General features: G+C 69.6%; 7 protein-coding genes. 5 read left to right on the forward strand and 2 right to left on the reverse strand.

Annotated elements, in window-relative coordinates:
- From VFZ20_RS20535 to VFZ20_RS20550, 4 genes are all read left to right on the forward strand, one after another.
- On the forward strand, positions 1–920 hold a 920-nt coding region (locus VFZ20_RS20535; protein WP_329685811.1), incomplete at its 5' end, for an AAA family ATPase.
- Positions 917–1,501, forward strand: coding sequence for a DUF4276 family protein (locus VFZ20_RS20540; RefSeq protein WP_329685812.1), 585 nt, complete (start codon positions 917–919; stop codon positions 1,499–1,501). The genes VFZ20_RS20535 and VFZ20_RS20540, both read left to right, overlap by 4 nt.
- Positions 1,502–1,530: 29 nt before the next feature.
- Positions 1,531–3,054: an AAA family ATPase gene (locus VFZ20_RS20545; protein ID WP_329685813.1), complete on the forward strand. Its 1,524-nt coding sequence runs from the start codon at positions 1,531–1,533 to the stop codon at positions 3,052–3,054.
- A gap of 82 nt (positions 3,055–3,136) precedes the next feature.
- Complete coding sequence (locus tag VFZ20_RS20550) at positions 3,137–3,286, forward strand: hypothetical protein (RefSeq protein ID WP_329685814.1); 150 nt, start codon at positions 3,137–3,139, stop codon at positions 3,284–3,286.
- A 75-nt stretch (positions 3,287–3,361) separates the two neighbouring features.
- Here the strand turns inward: VFZ20_RS20550 and VFZ20_RS20555 are convergent, their stop codons facing one another.
- Together VFZ20_RS20555 and VFZ20_RS20560 are read right to left on the reverse strand one after the other, a co-directional pair.
- Complete coding sequence (locus VFZ20_RS20555) at positions 3,362–4,186, reverse strand: DUF3667 domain-containing protein (protein WP_329685815.1); 825 nt, start codon at positions 4,184–4,186, stop codon at positions 3,362–3,364.
- 167 nt (positions 4,187–4,353) lie between these two features.
- The gene (locus tag VFZ20_RS20560; protein WP_329685816.1) at positions 4,354–5,061 is read right to left on the reverse strand and encodes a hypothetical protein; all 708 of its coding nucleotides are present in this window, start codon (positions 5,059–5,061) and stop codon (positions 4,354–4,356) included.
- 192 nt (positions 5,062–5,253) lie between these two features.
- On the opposite strand from VFZ20_RS20560, the gene VFZ20_RS20565 reads away from it, so the two are divergent.
- Entirely contained in the window at positions 5,254–7,272 is a 2,019-nt protein-coding gene (locus VFZ20_RS20565) for a hypothetical protein (protein WP_329685817.1), read from the forward strand.
- Positions 7,273–7,524 lie beyond the last annotated feature (252 nt).

Consider the following 7,524-nt stretch of genomic DNA (forward strand, 5'->3'; position numbering starts at 1 on the left):
GAAACTCCGTCGAGATTCAGCACGAGGAGTGCACAATCGCTGGCGGACTGCTGCTGGCCGGTCGCCGGCCGCATTACTTCGAGGTTTCGAACGGTGCTACTCACCAGTCCTTTGATCGCCCTGGACCGGTGCGAGTGAAGGACCGGCTCTACCTTGTCAGCGTATCCGGTCTAGCTACGTTCCGCCCGGTATACGACGCGTTGGCGAATATGGGGTTCTACAACTTGAACCCGGATGCCATACGTGACCTGCAGCCTCCGGATCCAGGGGAATTGCTGGCCCGCGACGGCGGCAATCTGCCTGCTGTCCTGCAAAAGCTATCAATCAGAAATCCTCAACTGAAGGCAAGAGTCGAGGAATACATGGCGCAGGCGGTGCCAGGGATTTACGGCGTAGATGCGATACCGCTTGGCCCTCGGGAAACCGTGGAATTCGTGCAGCAAGACACCCAGGGAGAGCACGAGTGGCGCTTCCTGGCAGCAAACATGTCCGACGGCACACTCCGGGCTCTTGGTGTCCTGCTGGCTCTCTTCCAGAGTGGGGCTGAGGACTATGCGGGACGAGCCGGACCCAGCCTGGTTGGAATCGAAGAACCGGAAACCGCCCTGCATCCAGCAGCTGCGGGAGTGCTCATCGACAGCATGCGTGACGCAGCTTCGATGCGGCAGATTCTGGTGACGAGTCACAGTCCCGAACTGCTGGACAATCCATCCATCGCGGACTCCGCGATTCTCGCAGTCGTTGCAGAAGATGGTGCGACCAGGATTGGTCACTTGGATGAGGCTGCGGGCTCCGTGCTCAGGGACCACCTCTTCACAGCCGGTGACCTTCTGCGGATGAATCAACTGCGTCCGGAATCCGCCGCGCGTTCGTTGAAGCCCGAGGACTTGGAACTTTTCGGCACGGGGGCACCGGCGTGATCCTCCCGATCGTGGAGGGGCACGGCGAAGTGACTGCGGTGCCGATCCTGATCCGGCGGATCGTCGCGCAGTACGCGCCAGACATCGGGTACGCGCACGTGGGCCAGCCCATCCGCGCCAAACGCACAGGGCTGATCCAGGCCGGCGGCTTGGAGAACTACGTGGAGCTTGCCGCGCGGCAAACGACCTCGTCCGACGGCATCCTGATCCTGCTGGACGCGGACGACGACTGCCCGCGCGAACTCGCCGAGCAGCTCCTCGTCCGGGCAAAGGCAGCGCGCCCGGATCGCGCCATCTGCGTCGTCGCCGCGAACCGCGAGTACGAGGCGTGGTTCCTTGCCGCCGCGCGTTCGCTGCGGGGCAAGCGCGGGCTCGCGGACGACCTTGAACCACCGCCGGAGCCGGAATCCATCCGCGACGCAAAGGGATGGCTGGCCAGCCGCACGGCCCAGGGCTTCTCGTACAAGCCGACCATCGACCAGCCGGCGCTCACCAACGTCTTCGATCTGGAGGAGGCACACGCTGCGCGATCGTTCCGAAAGATCGTGAAGGACGTCGTCGCGCTGGCCCGCCTCGCCTGAATCCACCCGTTCGTCCTCCCACGCCGATCATGCAGCCCAAGACGCCGCCCGAGCTCTACCAGTTCATCTTCGACAGCGCCTACCGCGCGGAACGCCGCGGCGACTGGCGCGGGCCGGGCACCATCGCCGACGCGGCGCAGCGCCACGTGCTGGGCTTCCTCTGCACGCTCGTGCGCGCGGACGGCGACATCAGCCGCGAGGAGGCCGACTTCATCGCCGACATGCTGCGGCCCAGCACCGGGCTGCCCATGACGTATCCCGAGATCCGCGACCTGGTGCTGCGCCACGGCGAAACGCCGAACGTGGTCCCCAACGAGTGGGTGCCCGACTACTTTCACGTCCTGGTGCGCGGCGACCGGCTGCGCGGCACCGTGAACGCCATGAACGTGGCCACCTGCCTGCGCGAGCTGGGGCTGCAGCTCATGGCCGCCGACGGGCGCAACCTGCCGCGCGAGTCGGAGCTCGTCACGGCGTACGTGGCGCCCCTGGAGCGCGCCGTTGCCGACGCGGGCGTGCAGTCGCCCCGCAAGGAGCCGGACCCCGCGCCGGGCCAGCCCGCGCAGCCCGGCGAGGCCCCCGCCCCGGCCGAGACGGCGCCCGTGGCGCCCGCGGACCTGAACGAGCTCATGGCCAGGCTGCACCGGCTGGTGGGCCTGGATTCCGTCAAGAAGGAAGTGGAGACGCTTGCCAACATGGTGCGCGTCAACAAGATGCGGAAGGACCGCAAGCTTCCGGTCCCCCCGCTGTCGCTGCACATGGTGTTCACGGGCAACCCCGGCACGGGCAAGACCACCGTGGCGCGCCTGCTGGGCAGCATCTTCCAGGCGCTGGGCGTGCTGTCCAAGGGCCACCTGGTGGAGACGGACCGCGCCGGGCTCGTGGCCGGCTACGTGGGGCAGACGGCGCTCAAGGTGCAGGAAAAGGTGCAGCAGGCGCTAGGGGGCATGCTGTTCATCGACGAGGCGTACGCGCTTTCGCCCGAGGACGCGGGCAACGACTTCGGGCGCGAGGCCATCGACACGCTCGTCAAGCTCATCGAGGACCACCGCGACGACTTCATCGTGGTCGTGGCGGGCTACTCCGAGCCTATGCAGCGCTTTTTGGACAGCAACCCGGGGCTGCGGTCGCGCTTCAACCGCTTTATCGACTTCGCGGACTACTCCTCGCAGGAGCTGCTGCAGATCCTGGAGCGGCAGTGCGAGGACGCCGGCTACAAGCTGTGCCCGCCGGCCCGCGAGTACGCGGAGGGACTGTTCGCGCGGATGCACGACAACCGCGGGCCGGGGTTCGCCAACGGGCGCGCCGTGCGCAACGCGTTCGAGCAGGCGGTGGCGCGGCACGCCAACCGCGTGGGGCCACTCAAGGATCCGTCGGACGAGGTGCTGTCCACGCTGCAGGTGGAGGACCTGCCCGGCGGCGAGGAGCACCTGGAGGCGACGACGCTCGTGGTGCCCTGCCCCAAGTGCCAGGCCAGGATGCGCCTGCCGCGCGGCAAGGGCACCCTGCGCGCCACCTGCCCCCGCTGCGGCGAAAAGACGTCGGTGGAGACGTGAGGCGGGAGGCCGCTGGCACTTTTGCCGGCGGCGTGGTATGTTGTGCGCGCTGACCGATCAACCGACTACGAGAGAACGAACGATGGGATCGACTCCGGCCGGCTGGCCCACCCTGTTTCTGCACATCGGCGTGTTCGGCCTGGTGACTTTCTGCATCTACCTGGCGTGCATGCTGATGGTGCGCCTGGAAGCAAAGCGCGTCGCCGCTCGCGACAGCCGCCGCACCAGCTGAACGCGTCGACCCCTGCCGTATCCGCACGCCGGCTCCCGTCACGGGGCCGGCGTGTTTGTTTTGGGTGGATGATCGTCAGAGGAACAGCACGGTCATCAGCACACCGACGGAGAGGGCGTAGCCAAAGAGCGTGGACAGCACGAGATCCGACACCACATAGACGGCAAACAGGCCCGCCGTCCGCAGCCGCGTGCGCGAGGCGTAGAAGGCAAAGAAACCCAGGCCCATGTACACGTAGGCGATCACCTGCATCAGCACCGTGGCGCCGGCCTGCGACAGCCAGTACAGCGGCAGCGTGAGGATGCTCATGAGCCACACCGAGTTGGAAAAGCTCAGCAGGAACATCACGTGCTCGCGGAACGGCCGCTCGCGGCGCATCAGCTTGAGCAGGCCCGCCATGGGCAGCAGCGCCAGCGCCACCACCAGCGGCGTGGCCGTGTTCATCCCCGATTGCATGCGCTCGTTCAGCAGCTCCTGCGTGAGGCCCCGCCGCTCCAGGATCGCCGCGAGCGTCCTTGCCCCCTCGGCCCCACCGCCGACGGCGGCGCCGCGCATCAGCTCGCTGATCTCGAAGGCGATGGGCCGCACCAGTGACAGCAGCAGCATGTACAAGCCCGCCAGCAGAAAGAACAGCTTGATGGGCCGCACGTAGCCCTCCGCGCGGCCCTCCAGGTGCGCGCGGTACACCGCCACGGGGCGGATGAGCTGGTCCCGCAACGTGCCCACGATGCCGTGCTCCACGCCCAGCACCTCCGCCGCCGTCTCGCGCAGCAGGCCCGGGACGGGGACGGATTCCAGCGCGTGGCCGCACTCGCCGCAAAAGCGCGTGGTGCCCCGCGCGCCGCAGTGGGCGCACGTGCGAAGGACGACGGATGCTTCGGCGGGGGGTTGGGACTGCATGGGCGAGCTCCTGCGTTCCTGCGGACGGGACTGGGGGAGGCCAGGAGTATGGCGCCGCGGCAGCCATTCCGGAAGGGCCGCGGCCGCATCGCGTTACGCCGGCGCATCGGATGCCGCCGCCGTCGGTCCGCGCGCCCACCAGCGAGCACGCGGACGGGCGCGGCGGATCAGCCCCGAAACGCGCCCGGGGAGAAGTTGAAGGCGATGAACACCATCGGCAGCAGCGGGACCAGCATCAGGAAAAAGGCGAGCTGGACGATGGGCAGTCCCCCGGGCCCCATCCGTAGCGCCACCAGGCCCGCCAGTCCCACCACCGCGATGAGCACGCAGACGCCGCCGATCCACGGAATCCACCCGTGGCGCCCAACGAACGCGAACGCAAGCAGCCCGATCGCCACGAAGCTCAGCACCCACTTGGCGAACCCCGCCGACGCGACGTCGTTGCCCGCCAGCTGAACGGTGTCGATCACGCGCGTCATCCGCACGTTCTCCATCACGTCCGCGATCGCCGCGCCCGTGATGGCCAATCCAGCGGCCGCGCCCAGCCACGGCATCCACCGGCCCTCACGCTGCGCCAGCACGCCGGCAATCAGCACGAACAACAGCCAGTACAGCGCGATGAACCCGTAGTCGATCCTGATGTTGGTCTTGAGCCATTCGCGCAGCCTGCGCACTTCGGGATCGGTGTCGCGCGGCTCGCCGATGATGCGGTGCAGGTCCGCCTCGGAACGAACGAACTCCATGGCCAGCACGGGCATCCTTACCGGCTTCATGTCACGCGGCACCGGCTGGGGATTGCGGATGGTGTACCCGATCATGCAGACCGCGAAGACGAGCAGGATGCCGGCGACAATTCCCGTGGACCGGATGAGCATCGGCGTGTTCATTGTGGTTGCGCGGGCGCGCGGTGGAGAGATGTGACGTGCGGAAGAAAATCGGAAGATGCAGGATCATAATCACCGTCCCGCGTTCGTCCTAGAGCGGCGAATCCGGCGATTCGCGGAACAGATGACGATCCGCCGTGGTTCAAGCGTTTCCCGGACGGCGCCCCCCTCCCCTCATCGTTCGTGATGCGCATCTCCCGCCTGCCCCTCTCCGTCCTCATCGCGTTCTGCGGCGGATGCACGGCAGCTCCGCGGCCCGAGACCGCACCCGCCCCGCAGCCCTCGTCAACCGTCATCACTGCGGCGGATACGGTTCGCATCGAGCAGCCACATGCCGATCCCGCGTGGCTGAGCGATACGGTGGCGTTCGGCACGGCGGTGCTGGAGGACGGCGCGCCGGCGGCAGGGGCGGACGTGTACGTCGCGCTCGCGGACGGCGTCCCCGGCGAGCCGGGCGACTGCGGCGCGCCGGGAGGACTGCGCGGGCTCGTCCGCACGACGGCGGACGCGGAGGGGCGCTGGCGCACGCGCATCCCCCGCGCGGAGCGGGGCCGGCCCGGGTGCCTGTCCATCACGGCCGAAATCCGCGACACCACGGGCCCCGTGTACGACCGCGTGCTCGCCGTGGGAGGCGTGGACCTGGACAGCATGCCCGTGCGCGTCGCGCTCCAGGCGGTTCCGCCGCCGGACCGCGATCCGCCGTGGCTCACGGATCCGCGCCCCGACTGGCAGTGGCCGCGCGTAGCCGAGCACATCCCCGGCTGGGCGGGGTGGATCAACGGGTCGGGCCCCTGCTCGGCCATCGTGAGCCTGCGCGACATGCGGCAGCAGGAGGCCGCCCGCGCGTACGTACAGGAGGTGCTGGCCGCGAGCGGCTACCCCGGCGATCCGGGGTGCCAGCGGTTCGACATCACGTTCCGGCAGGTGGACTACGGCTGGGCGGACCTGGCCCGCTGGTCCGGCCGCTCCGCGCTGCTCTTCCAGTTCCGGGGCGTGGAGATGTTCGACGTGGACGAAGTGGAGAACCGCCTGGTCTACCGGTTTCGCGAGCCGTCGGGGGCGCGGGCCGCGCGCCGGGCGCTCCCCGCGCTGCGCGTGCCGCCGGGCGCCATCCAGGTCCTGGAGCGGGAGGACGACGAGTTCACGCCCGACTTTGGCCCGGAGGCGCCGCTGCTGGGCCGCGCCCTGGGCGACGGCGTCGTCACGCCGTGGGCCGTGTGGTCCGGCGACGGGCGGGAGGTCCTTTACCTGGGCGAGGATTCGCTGGGCCACGTCGTCGTCCGCGCGACGGACGTGGCCACGCGCCGGGTGCGCGACCTCGTGCGGACGACGACGGGAGACGGGATGGGACTGGACCGGCTGCGGCGCGCGTCGAGCGGGGTGCTGTACGCGGACCTGGAGCTGCCGGACGCCCCCGGTATCGCACGGCTGCGGCCGGGCACCGACGCGGCGCCGGAGCTGATTCTGCCGGCGCCCTTCTCCCGCTTCGACATGGACTCGGCGGAGCGGCGCTTCGTCTACCGCCGTGCGTTCCGGAACGGCGAGTACGAGGACGAGGAGCTGGCCCTGTGGGACGCGCGGACGGGGCGCCGGCGGACGGTGGTCTCCCTCTCGGGCGTGTACACGTGGTGGATGGAGCCCGGCGGCCGCGCCGTGGCCTACACCGTCGCGGACTACGAGCACCCGGCCAACGCGGGCGTGTGGACGTACGACGTGGCGAGCGGGCGGCAGCGCCAGCTGTGGCGCGCGCCGGAAGACGAGACGGAGGGCGTGTCCGCCGTGCGCTGGGTGAACGGCGCGCCGCGGCTGCTGCTGGCGCGCCGTCCCGCCGGCGCCGCCGCGTCGGAGCTGACGGAGCTCGATCCCGCGACGGGGCGGCGGACGCGGCTGGGGAGCGTCCCCGCGTTCGGCGGCACGCGGCCGGCCGGGGCGGGCGCGTGGTCGCCGGACGGGCGCCGCGCGGCGGTCTGGGTAACCGTGGCGACGGATCCGCCGGACTGCATTACCGGCGTGTGCGCCAGCGGCGGAATGATGCGCAGCCACATGCGGCTGTACCTGCTGGAGGCCGGTCAGGAGGCGCGGATGATCGCGGAGTTCGTGGAGCACGTGCAGGAAGACAGCTGGGAGGCCGCGTTCTCCCCGGACGGCAAACGCCTGCTCTACCCGGCCGACGGGCGGATCTACGTGCAGGATCTGCCGTAGGGGCGGCGGGGACAGAGGGCGGAGGCAGGGGGCGGAATGACGAGGAGAGAGAGGCGACGGGCGGATGACGCTCGTCAGCTCGTCAAGTCGTCAGATCAGCGGAGTCAGTGAAAAATGAAGACCCCGTCGCTGCGCGACGGGGGCCCTCTCCCCCGACCGCCTTTTTGCTCGTTCCTCGCAACGGCGGTCGACCCCTCCCCCAACTTCGGGGGAGGGGTTGGCGAGAGGGCGAGTTCAGCGCGCGAAGCTCAG

The organism is Longimicrobium sp., from assembly GCF_036280135.1.
Taxonomy (GTDB): Bacteria; Gemmatimonadota; Gemmatimonadetes; order Longimicrobiales; family Longimicrobiaceae; genus Longimicrobium.

What these genes read in the sequence shown, in the direction of transcription:
- VFZ20_RS20545 (WP_329685813.1), top strand. Translation starts at nt 1,531, where the DNA reads ATGCAGCCCAAGACGCCGCCCGAGCTCTACCAGTTCATCTTCGACAGC.
- VFZ20_RS20555 (WP_329685815.1), bottom strand. Translation starts at nt 4,186, where the DNA reads ATGCAGTCCCAACCCCCCGCCGAAGCATCCGTCGTCCTTCGCACGTGC.
- VFZ20_RS20560 (WP_329685816.1), bottom strand. Translation starts at nt 5,061, where the DNA reads ATGCTCATCCGGTCCACGGGAATTGTCGCCGGCATCCTGCTCGTCTTC.
- VFZ20_RS20550 (WP_329685814.1), top strand. Translation starts at nt 3,137, where the DNA reads ATGGGATCGACTCCGGCCGGCTGGCCCACCCTGTTTCTGCACATCGGC.